We start from the raw sequence: 205 nt of genomic DNA, 5'->3' as shown, positions 1-205 counted from the left end.
TCGACCTACTCTGGATACCGCCATGCTCACTCGCCTTTCGCTTACGGGGCTTTCACCCTCTCTGGCTGGCTTTCCCAAAACCATTCTGCTAGGCTCATAAGATCAATTACGCGGTCCGAACCCCGGGATGCACGCATCCCGGTTTGGGCTCTTCCGGTTTCGCTCGCCGCTACTTCCGGAATCGATGTTTCTTTCTCTTCCTCCG

1 rRNA gene is annotated in these 205 nt (G+C 56.1%); it reads right to left on the bottom strand.

Going from position 1 to position 205, the window contains the following annotated elements:
• Positions 1–205: ribosomal RNA gene (locus H6A20_RS14130) — 23S ribosomal RNA — on the bottom strand; the annotation flags it as partial.

Origin of the sequence: Mordavella massiliensis (genome assembly GCF_016901695.1) — a bacterium.
GTDB lineage: Bacteria > Bacillota > Clostridia > Lachnospirales > Lachnospiraceae > Claveliimonas > Claveliimonas massiliensis_A.
Note: the sequence above shows the minus strand (reverse complement) of the source record. Positions and strands in the feature narration are given on the sequence as shown.